Origin of the sequence: Ammoniphilus oxalaticus (assembly GCF_003609605.1) — a bacterium.
GTDB lineage: Bacteria > Bacillota > Bacilli > Aneurinibacillales > RAOX-1 > Ammoniphilus > Ammoniphilus oxalaticus.
Map to the genome: position 1 here is coordinate 55,622 of NZ_MCHY01000011.1, position 13,695 is coordinate 69,316.

The 13,695-nt window shown below is 44.1% G+C and carries 15 protein-coding genes; 1 reads left to right on the plus strand and 14 read right to left on the minus strand.

The features are described 5' to 3' along the window. Window positions 1-145 precede the first annotated feature (145 nt). Complete coding sequence (locus BEP19_RS15460; RefSeq protein WP_120190839.1) at window positions 146-457, minus strand: YutD family protein; 312 nt, start codon at window positions 455-457, stop codon at window positions 146-148. A 44-nt stretch (window positions 458-501) separates the two neighbouring features. Continuing rightward, window positions 502-1,368, minus strand: coding sequence for a lipoyl synthase (gene lipA, locus BEP19_RS15465; RefSeq protein ID WP_425452791.1), 867 nt, complete (start codon window positions 1,366-1,368; stop codon window positions 502-504). A 169-nt stretch (window positions 1,369-1,537) separates the two neighbouring features. Between lipA and BEP19_RS15470 the strand changes: the two genes are divergently transcribed. Then, window positions 1,538-2,551: a M23 family metallopeptidase gene (locus BEP19_RS15470; RefSeq protein ID WP_120190841.1), complete on the plus strand. Its 1,014-nt coding sequence runs from the start codon at window positions 1,538-1,540 to the stop codon at window positions 2,549-2,551. Window positions 2,552-2,561: 10 nt separating this feature from the next. Here BEP19_RS15470 and yunB read toward each other — a convergent pair whose 3' ends face one another. From yunB to sufD, 12 genes are all read right to left on the minus strand, one after another. Further along, on the minus strand, window positions 2,562-3,296 hold the full coding sequence (gene yunB, locus BEP19_RS15475) for a sporulation protein YunB (protein WP_120190842.1): 735 nt from the start codon (window positions 3,294-3,296) through the stop codon (window positions 2,562-2,564). Window positions 3,297-3,424: 128 nt separating this feature from the next. Continuing rightward, a complete protein-coding gene (locus BEP19_RS15480; RefSeq protein ID WP_120190843.1) occupies window positions 3,425-3,919 on the minus strand; it encodes a dihydrofolate reductase in 495 nt (164 codons plus the stop codon). Between the two features lie 81 nt (window positions 3,920-4,000). Continuing rightward, the gene (locus BEP19_RS15485) at window positions 4,001-4,981 is read right to left on the minus strand and encodes a thymidylate synthase (RefSeq protein WP_120190844.1); all 981 of its coding nucleotides are present in this window, start codon (window positions 4,979-4,981) and stop codon (window positions 4,001-4,003) included. After that, complete coding sequence (locus tag BEP19_RS15490) at window positions 4,982-5,758, minus strand: IucA/IucC family C-terminal-domain containing protein (RefSeq protein WP_147393813.1); 777 nt, start codon at window positions 5,756-5,758, stop codon at window positions 4,982-4,984. A gap of 186 nt (window positions 5,759-5,944) precedes the next feature. Next, window positions 5,945-6,409: a flavodoxin gene (locus BEP19_RS15495; RefSeq protein WP_211329366.1), complete on the minus strand. Its 465-nt coding sequence runs from the start codon at window positions 6,407-6,409 to the stop codon at window positions 5,945-5,947. A 293-nt stretch (window positions 6,410-6,702) separates the two neighbouring features. After that, on the minus strand, window positions 6,703-7,005 hold the full coding sequence (locus BEP19_RS15500; RefSeq protein WP_120190846.1) for a YunC family protein: 303 nt from the start codon (window positions 7,003-7,005) through the stop codon (window positions 6,703-6,705). 73 nt (window positions 7,006-7,078) lie between these two features. After that, a complete protein-coding gene (locus BEP19_RS15505) occupies window positions 7,079-7,333 on the minus strand; it encodes a DUF6154 family protein (protein ID WP_120190847.1) in 255 nt (84 codons plus the stop codon). Window positions 7,334-7,359: 26 nt separating this feature from the next. Beyond that, window positions 7,360-8,796: a bifunctional metallophosphatase/5'-nucleotidase gene (locus BEP19_RS15510; RefSeq protein ID WP_245983652.1), complete on the minus strand. Its 1,437-nt coding sequence runs from the start codon at window positions 8,794-8,796 to the stop codon at window positions 7,360-7,362. Between the two features lie 481 nt (window positions 8,797-9,277). Further along, complete coding sequence (sufB, locus tag BEP19_RS15515) at window positions 9,278-10,675, minus strand: Fe-S cluster assembly protein SufB (protein WP_120190849.1); 1,398 nt, start codon at window positions 10,673-10,675, stop codon at window positions 9,278-9,280. A gap of 66 nt (window positions 10,676-10,741) precedes the next feature. Continuing rightward, window positions 10,742-11,176, minus strand: coding sequence for a Fe-S cluster assembly sulfur transfer protein SufU (gene sufU, locus BEP19_RS15520; RefSeq protein ID WP_120190850.1), 435 nt, complete (start codon window positions 11,174-11,176; stop codon window positions 10,742-10,744). Beyond that, entirely contained in the window at window positions 11,163-12,392 is a 1,230-nt protein-coding gene (locus tag BEP19_RS15525; RefSeq protein ID WP_120190851.1) for a cysteine desulfurase, read from the minus strand. The genes sufU and BEP19_RS15525 overlap by 14 nt, the downstream gene beginning before the upstream one ends. Next, window positions 12,389-13,690 carry a Fe-S cluster assembly protein SufD gene (gene sufD / locus BEP19_RS15530; protein ID WP_120190852.1) on the minus strand — a complete coding sequence of 434 codons (1,302 nt, stop codon included), beginning with the start codon at window positions 13,688-13,690 and terminating at the stop codon, window positions 12,389-12,391. Before sufD ends, BEP19_RS15525 begins: the two co-directional genes overlap by 4 nt. Window positions 13,691-13,695: the final 5 nt, after the last annotated feature.

Genomic DNA, 13,695 nt, shown 5'->3' on the forward strand with positions numbered 1-13,695 from the left:
ATGGCCTGAGTTCTCATCCAATCTAATCTCCCCCTCCTGTATTCCGTATCTACAGTATACAAAACAGGGCGAAGCGCGTACAACCCTTCCATTTCGATAGATGTTCGGAACAAAAATGAGACAATCCAGCGCCTGTTGAATTGCCTCATGTTTGGATGTTTGTTTTTGATTTGTCTCCTTTTTGCTCTTCTACCTTTTTTAGCAAAAAGTAAGGACAACCAAAGTTGCAATATTCCAATATATACTCATCTTTAAAACTAATCCGGTTGTCGAACGTCCCTTTTGGATGACTATCTTCAAAAAATCCTTTCAGACGGAGTTGCCCATATCCCCAGTCCCCAACGATATAATCAAACTTGCTTAAAATATCACTGTAGCGGTCTTTAAAAACGTCTGGATTCCATCCTTCGCGGAAATTTTCCAGCAATTTGAAGGAATTGCCTTGAATGCGTATCACATTTTTTCCTCCCAATCTGCCCTAAATTACATCGTATCTCTTTTTTATACATGCCCCGCTAATTGCCCTTGTTCATGGGCGCGATAGGAACTTCGCACAAGCGGACCCGATTCAACATGGTCAAATCCCATTTCCATGCCCTCTTCCTTAAAACGAGCAAATTCATCGGGATGCCAATATTTTTCAACAGAAAGATGTCGTCTAGTTGGCTGTAAATATTGACCGATTGTCACGATATTCACACCAACAGCGCGTAGGTCCCGCATCGTTTGTCTAATTTCCTCCGCCGTTTCGCCGACTCCGATCATAATGCTTGATTTTGTTGGGATCGTTGGATTGATTTGTTTGGACGTTTCCAAAAGTTCAAGCGATCGACGATAAGTCGCTTTTGAACGAACGCGGTCCGATAAACGTTCTACCGTTTCGATGTTATGATTTAATATCTGCGGGTTCGCGTCTAAGACCGTCCGCAAAGCGTCCCAATTACCTTGGAAATCTGGGATTAACACTTCTACACTACAAAGCGGCAGTCGCTTACGGATCGCGTGAATCGTCGCGGCAAATAAGGAAGCCCCGCCATCCTGTAAATCATCTCTAGCTACAGCTGTTACAACTGCGTGTTGTAAGCCCATCTTCTCTGCCGCCTCCGCGACATTTTCTGGTTCAGCCAAGTCAAGTTCAGTTGGGAGCCCTGTATTAACCGCGCAAAAGCGACAAGCCCGCGTACAAATTTTTCCATTAATCATAAATGTCGCCGTGCCATGGGACCAGCATTCAAATATATTTGGGCATTTCGCTTCTTCACAAACGGTATGTAACGTTTTCCCTCGCATCATGTTTTTAATTTCTGTAAAATTCTCGCCTGTTGTTAACTTGATCTTCAACCAGTCTGGTTTGCGTTCAAATTTCAACCCAATCCCCCCTATCGTTGCCTTATTACTCATTTTAGAGCTTGCTGTTCTAAATTGCAACAGAGCTACGGTTCAAGTTAAAACTGTCTTTCCGCTTTTTTCCTCGCATTATAAAATGAGAACTAAGCAAAACTATTTGGTGAAAAGACATTGGGATGAAGGTGAATGAATGCCTAAGTTGGTATCTTTCTTGCTAATCATTGGTCTTTCCGTTAGCGTTTCATGGACAAGCGGTCAAGATATTAGCGCCGCGCAAGAAACAGAACAGACAGATCCCGCGCAACAAAAATTAGATCTCTTTCACCAGATGGAAATGTTGACAAACGTTCCTTGGTTCTATTTAGCGGCGATGGATCAATACGAAAAAAACATTCGCCCTTCTCAACAGGAAGATAAAGAAAAAAAGCAATTGTTATCGATTCAAATTCCTCCCGAGGAATGGGTAGGGCCGCAGAATCCAGATGCCGAAGATACCTCGCTGGCCAGCATCGAATTCTTTAATGGAGCTGGGATGGATGGGGATGGGGACGGACTCGCGGACCCAACAAACGATTTTGATCTATTATTTACAGTCGCCACTCGTCTCGCTCAACATGGCTTTACCGAAGATGATATCCGCATTGGTATATGGGAACATTATCGCAGCCATAAAGCCGTAAAACTCATCTCGGAATTTGCAAAAGTGTATAAAACGTTTAATACGATTAAACTTGAGGAGCGGGCCTTTCCTTTGCCGATTCATTCAACTTATAGTTACAGAAGTACCTGGGGAGCAGCCAGAGGTTGGGGCGGCAGAAGGATTCATGAGGGAACCGATCTGTTCGCGCATTATGGAACCCCTGTAAAAAGTGTTTGCTATGGCGTAGTGGAAGTCAAAGGGTGGAATCGGTTTGGCGGCTGGCGCATTGGCATTCGGGACTTAAACAATGTGTATCATTATTACGCCCACCTTGGCGGATTTAATAAGGACCTAAACATTGGCGATGTCGTTAAGCCGGGAGATGTCGTCGGTTGGGTCGGTAGTTCCGGATATGGGAGCCCTGGGACGTCTGGGAAATTCCCACCGCATCTCCATTATGGCATGTACAAATATAATGGAAAAACGGAATGGGCATTTGACCCTTTCCCGTCCTTGAAACGATGGGAACGCCAAGAATGGGATAAGAGGAGGAAGAAGAAATAAGCAATCTCGCTTATTTCTTCTCCTCCTTTTTTAAATCAGTATCATCCATTTGAAGTGGCGGTAACAAGGATGGATTGGAATGGCCATCACCACCCGTATCGCCTTTAAAATAATAGTCAGGAACTTCCCCCATAAACAAGCCTTGCGTTAACGGTATTTGCGTTTTGACGATTGTTGGTTTCGTCGCGAATGGAATCACAACATTGACCTTTGCTTCCACATCCATATGCACGTTCACATGGACTCCGTTAATCCCCACCTCACGCACTTCCGGGATGAGGTTCACTTTAACCGAACCCATCGGAACCATTGTGATCGGTACATCGGGGCCAATCGTCGCCAATATATTGCTGTTTAAAGCCTGCCCAAGCGGTATCACTAATGGAACTGCTTCTAATTCCTTCAAGGTATTGCTCACTCGCGCTGTCGCTTCCCCCACAATTCGGGTTTGTTCATTATAATTAAACAGGACCGCTTTGATTTTGCCGTCGCCATCTTGCTTAAAATAGACGAGATCTTTAAAATCGGTCCCATCCGCGATCTTCATCCGTATCGCTTCATTAATGGCTCCCGCCGCTAATTGTTCCACTTTCGTATTTGCAATGTTTAGCATTGCAGGCTCAATCCTTTTCTCAATAAAGAGGAAGGTCTGGATGGAGATCACTAAAAAAATGGCAAGGGAAATCAAGATCGCTGTCTTAAAGCTTAATGGTTTTATTCTTTTTCTTGTTCGAAACCCCGCCAAAAAAGCTCCCTCCTCCCCGAAAAAAACTGCTCATTCATGTGTATGCTATTTGGGAAGAAGCATATGCCTGTCAATTCCGAGGAAAAGGAGTAAGTGGCTTATCGTTCAACTTGGCAGCAGACTCCGTATTATTTTTTTCGGTCGTAAACTAAAAATTGATGCGGATACTGATTTTTTTCGTCTTGAACACCTGGTTCACTTGCGGTCAATTCCCATTCCGCTTCTGTTACCTCAGGAAAAAACGTATCGCCCGCGAAAACTTCATCAATCGTCGTAATATAAAGGCGATCAGCAATCTCCAACGTCTGCCGAAACAGTTCGGCGCCGCCAATTACAAAAACCTCTTGATTTTTAAACTCTGCTTCACACAGCGCTTCCAGTTCGGCAACCGAATGAATCACCCTGCAACCTGGGGAAGTATACGATGGATCGCGCGTCAACACGATATTCTCCCTGCCAGGCAAGGCCCGTCCAATCGATTCATGTGTTTTTCTGCCCATAATGATCGGCTTACCCATTGTCACCCGTTTAAAATAAGCCAAATCGGCTGGTAAATGCCAAGGCATCTCATTATTAACGCCGATCGCCCGATTTCTATCCATAGCAACAATAAAGGAAATCATTTATGCCAACTCCTATCATCCGATTTTATATGCTCTCATCATACAAAAAAAAGAAGCCTGAAACAATGTTCAGGCTTCTGATTATACAGCGACTGGGCCGGAGATGGGAGGGTGCGGATCGTAACCGACAAGCTCAAAATCGTCCACATTAAATGAAAAAATAGAATCGATAGCCGCATTCATCTTTAATGTAGGCAAATTCCTCGGTTCACGCCCTAATTGTGTTTCAATCTGTTCAAGGTGATTCAGATAAATATGCGCATCGCCAATCGTATGCACGAATTCCCCCACCTCTAGCCCGCATTCATGGGCGACAAGGTGAGTCAACAAGGCATAGCTTGCTATATTAAACGGAATGCCTAGGAATGAATCTCCACTTCGCTGATACAGCTGACAAGAGAGCTTGTTGTCGGCAACGTAAAACTGATACAGCGTATGGCAGGGCGGTAATGCGGCTCGAGCGGGGAGCACATCCTCAGGAGACCAGCTCGATACGATGAGTCTACGCGAATCAGGATTCGTCTTAATTTCGTCAATCACATTTTTAAATTGGTCGATCGTTTCCCCTCGCGAAGTTTCCCAACTCCGCCACTGTTTGCCGTATACGTTGCCTAATTCACCATAAACGCGGGCAAACTCAGGCTCGCTCAAGATTCTTTGTTTAAAAAGATCCATCTGCTGTTCATACGATTGTTTAAAAGATAGATCTGTTTGCGAACGGTGACCAAAATCCGTCATATCAGGGCCTGTATAATCGCTGCTCTCTACCCACTTTTTAAAGGCCCACTCATTCCAAATATTATTGTTATGTTCCAATAAATACTTTATATTTGTATCGCCTTTTATAAACCAAAGCAACTCGCTAACGATTAATCGAAAGGGAACCCTTTTGGTTGTCAGCAAGGGAAAACCTTGTTTGAGATCGAATCGCATTTGATACCCAAAGGTGGCGATCGTTCCTGTCCCTGTTCGATCGTCCTTTTTTACACCATGTTCAACTATATATTGCAGTAAATCTAAATAAGCCTTCACCACTTTACCCTCCCTTTCGCCTTCCTTCATTTAGCCGCGTTTTTTATTCGGACAAGTCGAACAATACTCTCTGTCCGCGGACACTTCATAATAAAAGCAACACGTTTTTCGAATGCGTACTGGCTGTTCCACGGTAATCGGCTTATAAAACTTCGTGAGTGGATTTTGCGATTGACCAAATAAGACGCCAGGCGCTTCGTGAACAAGATAATGGTAGTCCTGTTCAATCCGTCGTTGTTGCAACTCGGTTCGTTCTGCTCCTATTCTTCGTTCATATAGCGAGAACAGGCGCACCGCTGTATTCTCCCATAAAAGTTCCATTGGAATACGCGCCGAAGCGGACAAGGACTGCCACAATGGCTCAAGTTGATCAACAAACATACTTTTGATCAAAGCATCGCGCCATGCGGCGCGCCCCTGTTCAGAGATCGGCTGAGAGATTTGCATAGGTATTAATCGAACATGAGATAACCAGTCGGATGGCTGGTCTGTTTCCAGTTGGCAATTTTGCAAAGAAATATGCATCCCTTTATTAAACATCGTCATTGCATATAGATTAGGAACAATCGCAAACAAAGCAAACCGCTTGGCAAATTGTGAACCTGTTACAAAACGAGACGGAGAACCTAATTTCCCCGTCAGTTCATCTAAGTAAGTGTTTAGTTGACTCCCATCAAGCAAATCGTTTCCTGTCACCAACACCTGAGTTTGGTCTTTAGGTTGCCCAATTTTAACACTGAATTTATTTTCTAAGTCGGCTATTTCCTCCGTATGAAGAGAGGAAGCTGCTCCCATTATTTTGTCCATCGTCACCTTTCCCCTCCATTGGTCTCAAGCGATCACGCCGAATAGGCATTTAACGCATCTCAATTGTACCATCACCGCAGCACGCTTACGAGCATTTATGTATCGTGGGTCACCCCCCGCTGAAAAACGAAAACAAGGCTCTAGTGGATCCTAAAGCCTTGTCATTGTCTGATCCATTTTATATTTTTAAGCGGTTACCGCGAATAGACTTGTTACAAAATCTTTTCCGAACTGTTTGCACTTTTCTTCCTCTTCATCCCCGTCTGGCGCAAATTCAACTCTTAGGCCTTCAAGGGTTAACTCGGCTCCTAGTTCCGTTAATTTTTCCTCCAGAACATCGACACCCCCGCAAAAATGCTCATAGGATGTATCTCCTGAACCAAACACAGCCGCTTTTTTCTCACTTAAGTCCAACGCGTCCAACCCTTCATAAAACTCTATATATTCATCAGGCAACTCTCCATCGCCCCAGGTGTAGGATCCTAACAAAATACCATCATACTCCAGCAGTTCTTCCGGTGTTACAGACTCAACTTCCTTCATGTCAACCTCAAAGCCATCTTCATGAATGCCGGCTGCAATCACGCTCGCAATTTCCTCTGTATTTCCAGATAAGCTTGCATAAACAATGAGTAGTTTAGGCACAGTCATGTTTCCTTCCCCCTCTCTTCTTGAAGGTGATAATGATTATCACCTTCATCTATATAATACAATCATTGATAATGATTGTCAATTAGTTTGCGCGCATTCTTTCAAATTATGTACCGTTATTAAAAGCCAATTCGAAGCAAACGACTGATTAGAGCAGGGTGTCGTTTTGATCGGAAATGTAAGCATTGTATTAGCGGAGTTATTTTTCACTAAATTGGCAAAAAAGAATGGACGATCTAGAGAAGCTAGCTATGCCAACCCTTCTATCTCGCCCATTTATCATCTTGCCAAGCTTATACCATTTTGAGAATCGCATCTTTTCCGGTCATTCCCGCTTTAATTCCCAAATCCTCCGCCGTCTTTGTCACGGACTCTAGCGGGGCTTCAAGCAATTGTTCAATCGTGCGCACGCCTAATGAACGGCCTGCAATAATATTTCGATCACTCAATTTTTCATTCAAAAGAGCGACATCAAGCGCTCCGCACATAATATAACCGCGATCGGTTGTAACGATCAACAGATTTGTTTTTGGCAATTGCACAGAAATGGAAACGACTTGGTGTCCTTCAACGATGATGGGTTTCACTTCAACCACTTTTGATCCCCTCCAAGAAACATAACATTATGGTTAGTCTATGTTCTTAGAAGAGAATCGGTGCAACAACAGATCAATGATATGTATTTGGGGGCGTATCGAGCGTTGTATTGCCTACCCCTTCGGTTGCCATCTTTCGTCTCATCATTTCTACAAGAAACATACTCAGCATTTGAAATACTTCCCCTTCATTCATTTGCTTAATTAAATTAAGCAAATCTTCTTCATCCTGATCTTGTAAAACGCCAAGCACGATCGCAATCGCATCTTCTTCATCACCGGTTAAATGGTCGCGGTAAAGATTGTAAAGATCATCGATAAACTTCATTTTTCACCCTCCATCAACATTACTTCTTAACGCCCCTCATTCATTAAAATCCATCTTTTTTTAGCGCTCCGTTCTAGAGCATCAACGCTGCTCAATTCCTTCGCTAATACATCACGGATAAATTCTGGAAAAAAGTATTCGATCTCTTCCGCTTCCCTGAACAGCGGGAAAATCCATCCGAACGTAAACATATCAACCGTGCCTACTGAGTAAACTCGTTCATCTTGAAAAGGCACGCCCTGCACATACATCTCCGTAATGCGCCGCCCGACCTGTCGCCGCGGATGATAATGGACGGATAGGCCATCGATACACATCCACCCCATCACTTTTCCCCTAAAACCGAGTCCTTGCACCTCAAGATGAATCACCGCTTCATCAAGCGCCTGTTCTAACAGTTGCTTTATATACTTTCCTTTAATCATCACTTTACACGGATTAATCGGATGAGGACATAACGCGAGCAGATCTTTTCTCGTCACTCTTCCTTGCGGTAATGAAAATAGAAGCTGTCCAGCGTTGACCATTGATAGTTCCGCCTCAACCCAACTACGCAATCCTTCCGCAAGCAAATTACCAAGCGGTGATTCCTCCTCCCAATCGTTCACCAGCGGGTGGGCCAATTCTGTAACTAAAGAGTTCAGTGTGTGGTCCGCTTCCTGTCTTTTTTGCTCAATCAACGCGGATAGTTGTTGATCGGGAGCAAATTGCGTCGCTTCGCGGCAAATGCCTGACACGCCTATAACACGCTTTGTATTCATGTCAATTGAGATTGTCGTATGTCCGAGATAGTTCCCAAACTTTCCAGCTTGAATGATAAATGTTCCATTTTCTACGACACCCGATTGTAAAAGATGATGACTGTGCGCCCCGATAATGAGATCGACCCCTTCTAATCTATTGGCTAGCTCACGGTCCATTTTATAGCCCAAATGAGACAACACGATAATGACATCTGTCTGTTGACGTATTTGCGCAACTATCTGTTCAATCTGATCGAACGGATCAAGAATCTGCCAGCCTAACATTTCATAGACAGGATAGGGGGCGGTGGCGCTAATCCAACCGATCCGCAATGAGTCGATCTCCTGAATCGCGTAAGGCTTTACAAACGGTGGAAAATCAGCGGTTGCCTCGTCTTTTAAATTACAGCAAATGACCTGAAAATTGGCCGAATTATAGAGGGATAACAGCTTTTCTTTTGGAAAAGTGAGCCCTTCATTATTCCCGATCGCCGCAAATTGATAGCCCGTTTGGTTCATGACCGCGACATTCGCCTCTCCCCACGTTCCCTCCGTGAGCGGGCTCATCCGATCCGAATGGTCTCCAAGGTCAACGATCACCACATCTTCCCCCCGTTGCTCGCAACTGCTCTGCAACGCGCGAATGCCGCCTGCTAATAATGGCATCTGTTCAAAATGGCTATGTAAATCATTCGTATGTAAAATATGCAGTTTGCGCATTCGCAAGCAATTTCTCCTCCTTCAAGCCAATTCCCATCCATAAGCTTTTAGTATGTATTCCCTCTATCATACTAAATCAGCATGGAAGAATAAACCATGCGAGCCTACAAAATCTTAAAAACAAGCCAAAATTCGATTAAAAGTCATACACTAAAATCATTGTCGCTCCATATATCATAAAAACCGACCTTATGATAACTCAAAAGATCGGTTTAAGTGAAGCATTCCTAATATGCTTATTTTTGTTTCTTATTAAACATGATGCTGGTTGCCATTCATTCTAACATAAGGCCTAACAACCCAAAAGGGGGCAACTGTACTTGCGGAAAAACCCAAAAACATCCATTAAAATTCTTCAGCAAACACAGTTTAAGATCCTACAAAATAAATATACGAAATCACTTCTCGCTTAGCTTAATAAAGTGGGTAAATTGTGGGCAATCGCCGAAGCGATTGCCCACAAACCCAATAGTCAAGCGTATTATCCAATACTGCCTTCCATTTCAAACTTGATTAATCTATTCATTTCAACCGCATACTCCATTGGAAGCTCTTTCGTAAACGGCTCGATAAAGCCCATTACGATCATTTGCTTTGCTTCCTCTTCAGTTAGTCCACGGCTCATCAAGTAGAATAGTTGTTCTTCACTTACTTTTGAAACGGATGCTTCGTGTTCAAGCGTCACATTATCATTTAAGATTTCGTTGTAAGGAATCGTATCGGATGTAGATATATCATCTAAGATGATCGTGTCACATTCGATATTGGCCTTGGAACCAGCAGAGTTTTTACCGAACTTGGATAGTCCAAGGTAGGTTACTTTCCCACCGTCTTTACTCATACTTTTGGAAATTATCGTTGATGAACAATCTGGGGCCATATGAAGCATCTTAGCTCCAGAGTGTTGGTGCATTCCTTTACCCGCAACGGCGATTGAAATAACCACACCTTTCGCGCGCGGTCCAACCATAACAACCGCAGGGTACTTCATCGTCACCTTACTACCGATATTCCCGTCGATCCATTCCATTGTCGCGTCTTCATGAGCGATCGCTCGTTTCGTAACAAGGTTATAAACGTTTGCGGACCAGTTCTGAATCGTCGTGTAACGAACGCGCGCCGCTTTTTTAACGATGATCTCAACAACCGCGCTGTGCAAGGAATCACTCGAGTGAATCGGCGCAGTGCAGCCTTCAACGTAGTGAACAAAGCTTCCTTCATCAGCGATAATTAATGTGCGCTCAAACTGTCCCATGTTCTCCGTGTTGATTCTGAAATACGCTTGTAATGGTTGCTCGCTCGATACGCCTGGCGGCACATAGATGAAGCTTCCACCTGACCATACTGCTGTATTCAGAGCGGCAAATTTGTTGTCTGTCGCTGGAATGACGGTTCCAAAATATTCTTTAACAATCTCAGGATGATCGCGTAAAGCAGAATCCATGTCTGAGAATAAAATCCCTTGCTCTTCTAAATCTTCTTGCATATTGTGGTAAACAACTTCAGACTCATATTGAGCCGACACTCCCGCAAGGTACTTTTGTTCCGCCTCAGGAATTCCTAATTTGTCAAAAGTAGCCTTAATTTCAGAAGGTACCTCTTCCCATGTCTTACCCATTTTTTCAGACGGCTTTACGTAGTAAGTGATGGAATCAAAGTCCAACTCACCTAACTCGCCGCCCCATTGTGGCATAGGCATGCTGTAGAAGATTTCAAGAGCTTTCAAACGATATTCTAACATCCACTCTGGTTCTTGCTTCATTCTAGATATTTCTTCAACAATTTCTTTTGTAAGTCCTTTTTCCGTTCGGAACACAGAAACATCTTTGTCATAGAAACCATATTGATATTCTGAAAGCTCAGGCATTTTTTTAGCCATTTTTATTATATACCTCCTTAAAAGATGAATCATTCCGTTTTAAAAACGGGATTATGATTCTCGCCGTTATTCGGCTTTTTCACGAACGCCTTGTTGTAGCGCCTTCCATGCTAACATCGCGCAATTGATTCGGGCTGGAAACTTGGCGACCCCTTGTAGAGCCTCGATATCGCCTAAATCAATATCTACATCTTCGGGTTCGGCTCCTTTCATCATCCCGGTGAAGATCTCGACCATCCGAAGGGCATCTTCAACAGAAAGACCCTTCACCGCTTGGGTCATCATCGATGCCGATGACATACTGATCGAACATCCTTCCCCTAGGAATTTAACATCTGTAATTTTATCGTCATTGACTAACATCTGTAGCTGGATCTTATCCCCGCAAGATGGGTTATTTAAATTAACTGTCAAAGCCTCGCCATTTAGTTCGCCTCGATTTCTCGGGCGCTGGTAATGATCCATTATAACTCTTCTGTATAAATCATCAAGAGAAGACATTGCCAAAATACTCCTTAGTCTTTTTTAGTCCTTTGATCAGAGCGTCGATGTCTTCCTCAGAATTGTACAGGTAAAAACTAGCGCGAGCAGTCGCCGCGACATTCAACCACTTCATTAGAGGCTGAGCGCAGTGATGACCAGCTCGTATTGCAATTCCTTCAGCATCTAACACCGTTGTCACATCGTGAGGATGTACTCCCTCTAAGTTAAATGTGACTAGACCCGCGCGATGTTCAGGGCCATAAATCTTTAAACCATCGCCTAAATTTGCGCGCAACTGCTCATTTGCGTAGGTGAGAAGCTGTTGTTCATGACGCTCAATGTTCTCCATGCCGATATCCTGCAGAAAATCAATCGCGGCTCCAAGTCCAATCGCCCCCGCAATGATCGGTGTGCCTCCTTCAAACTTCCAAGGAAGCTCCTTCCATGTTGAATCATACAAATCAACATCATCGATCATTTCGCCACCAAACTCAAATGGCGCCATCTTTTCTAGTAATGCCCGTTTGCCGTATAAAACACCGATTCCCGTAGGAGCGAGCATCTTATGTCCAGAAAAAGCGAAGAAATCAACATCTAAGGCTTGCACATCGACCTGCTTGTGCGGGGCTGCTTGCGCCCCGTCAACACAGATCACCGCGCCATTACGATGGGCGATTTCCGTAATCTCTTTAATCGGATGAATTGTTCCGAGCACGTTCGAAATATAAGCGATCGAAACGAGCTTCGTTTTTGGCGTGATCGTCTTCTCGACATCTTCGAGTTTGATCGTGCCATCTTCCTGTATCGGAATATACTTCAGCGTCGCCCCTGTTTTTTTCGCTGCTTGTTGCCAAGGAATCAAATTACTATGATGTTCCATCAAGGTGATGACAATCTCATCGCCTTCTTTAAGAAACTCACGAGCATAAGATTGGGCCACAATATTAAGTGACGTCGTTGTCCCTCTCGTAAAAATAATTTCCGCGGTTTCACGAGAGTTGATAAAACGCTTGACCTTTTCTCGGGCGCCTTCATAAGCGTCTGTCGCCCAGGTCCCCAGCGTGTGCGCTCCACGGTGCACATTGGAATTAATCTTTCTATAATAATGATCAAGCGCCTCAATCACTTGTATCGGTTTTTGTGTCGATGCCGCGCTGTCCAGATAAACAAGCGGATGCCCGTTAATTTCTTGGTGTAAAATTGGAAATTGCGCTTTAATTTCTTTTACATTCATATGGACACTTTCCTCTCAATGGTCTGTTGCAAGTGCGTCTTCAGACCACTTTCTAGTTCGTCTACTACTGGAGCAACAAATCCATCGATGATTAAGCGTTGAGCCTCCAATCGACTCAATCCGCGAGACATGAGATAGAAAATTTCCATCGGATTCAGTTGACCCGCGCTCGCTGCGTGGCCCGCTGTAACATCATCTTCATCAATCAATAAGATTGGGTTAGCATCACCGCGAGCATCTGGGCTTAGCATCAATAAACGTTCTGTTTGCTCCCCATTCGCTCGGATCGCGCCTTTTTCAATGAATGTAATCCCGTTCAAAATAGCCGATGATTCATCTTTCGTTACGCCTTTGATCAATACTTGGCTATCTGTATGTTTCCCTGTATGCACAGCCCGACTCACAACGTTTTCCCGTTGAGCGCCTGACGCAATTGTAATCACTTTCGAATCAGACGTGGAACCGTCGCCTAATAGGTGACTCATATTTTCGGTTACTGTATTTCCATCATTCATTTCGCCAAGCACCCACTCCACTCTGCCGTCTCTTTCCACGGTAGCATGGCGGTAGATAAAGTCTGTTACTTGCTCAGCTAGCGTTCGAATCGAATTGACGCGCGCCTTCGCGCCAGCTCCAACATAAACTTCCGTAATTCCGTTTTGAACCGCGGTTGCATCTCCTAAACTAACATACGCGTCTGTATATGAAACAGAGCTATGCTGCTCAGCGATGATCAACACATGCGGGAACAATCCAGCTTCATTCTCGGAAGAACAGAAAAGAGCTTGGATCGGAATCTCAACCCTTACATCTTTCGGAACATAGAGGAATACGCCTCCGCTCCAGGCCGCGGCATGCAATGCCGCTATTTTATGGGAGTCTACCTTGACTTCCTTGCTCATAAAATACTTTTGAACAAGTTCAGGATGCGTGTTTAGCGCAGATTGTAACGAACTAAACACAACTCCTTGTTTCTGTAACGCTTCCGGGATCGAAGTGTAAATGACCGATGCGTCCTTTTGCACCAGAACAGCTTTCTCGCCATCCCCTTGCAACAATGCTTGCGCTTCTTCCGGCAATGCATCAAAGCTTGTTACAGGATCATGTTGTTTAAACGGGATAAACCCGTCGATATTCCAATTGTCAATCTTTGTTTTCTCTACTTTTGGAAGGGGTAACTGCTCATGTAACTCCAGCCCTTTCAGTCGCAACTGAAGCATCCAATCGGGTTCTCCAGCTTGCTGAGAAAATTGAGCGATCATTTCATGGTTAAATTTCAATTTTGTTTCAACAGTCATCTCAG

What these genes read in the sequence shown, in the direction of transcription:
- BEP19_RS15470 (WP_120190841.1), top strand. Translation starts at nt 1,538, where the DNA reads ATGCCTAAGTTGGTATCTTTCTTGCTAATCATTGGTCTTTCCGTTAGC.
- BEP19_RS15495 (WP_211329366.1), bottom strand. Translation starts at nt 6,409, where the DNA reads ATGACTGTGCCTAAACTACTCATTGTTTATGCAAGCTTATCTGGAAAT.
- BEP19_RS15485 (WP_120190844.1), bottom strand. Translation starts at nt 4,981, where the DNA reads ATGAAGGAAGGCGAAAGGGAGGGTAAAGTGGTGAAGGCTTATTTAGAT.
- sufB (WP_120190849.1), bottom strand. Translation starts at nt 10,675, where the DNA reads ATGGCTAAAAAAATGCCTGAGCTTTCAGAATATCAATATGGTTTCTAT.
- BEP19_RS15480 (WP_120190843.1), bottom strand. Translation starts at nt 3,919, where the DNA reads ATGATTTCCTTTATTGTTGCTATGGATAGAAATCGGGCGATCGGCGTT.
- BEP19_RS15510 (WP_245983652.1), bottom strand. Translation starts at nt 8,796, where the DNA reads ATGCGCAAACTGCATATTTTACATACGAATGATTTACATAGCCATTTT.
- BEP19_RS15505 (WP_120190847.1), bottom strand. Translation starts at nt 7,333, where the DNA reads ATGAAGTTTATCGATGATCTTTACAATCTTTACCGCGACCATTTAACC.
- BEP19_RS15490 (WP_147393813.1), bottom strand. Translation starts at nt 5,758, where the DNA reads ATGGACAAAATAATGGGAGCAGCTTCCTCTCTTCATACGGAGGAAATA.
- BEP19_RS15525 (WP_120190851.1), bottom strand. Translation starts at nt 12,392, where the DNA reads ATGAATGTAAAAGAAATTAAAGCGCAATTTCCAATTTTACACCAAGAA.
- sufD (WP_120190852.1), bottom strand. Translation starts at nt 13,690, where the DNA reads ATGACTGTTGAAACAAAATTGAAATTTAACCATGAAATGATCGCTCAA.
- sufU (WP_120190850.1), bottom strand. Translation starts at nt 11,176, where the DNA reads ATGTCTTCTCTTGATGATTTATACAGAAGAGTTATAATGGATCATTAC.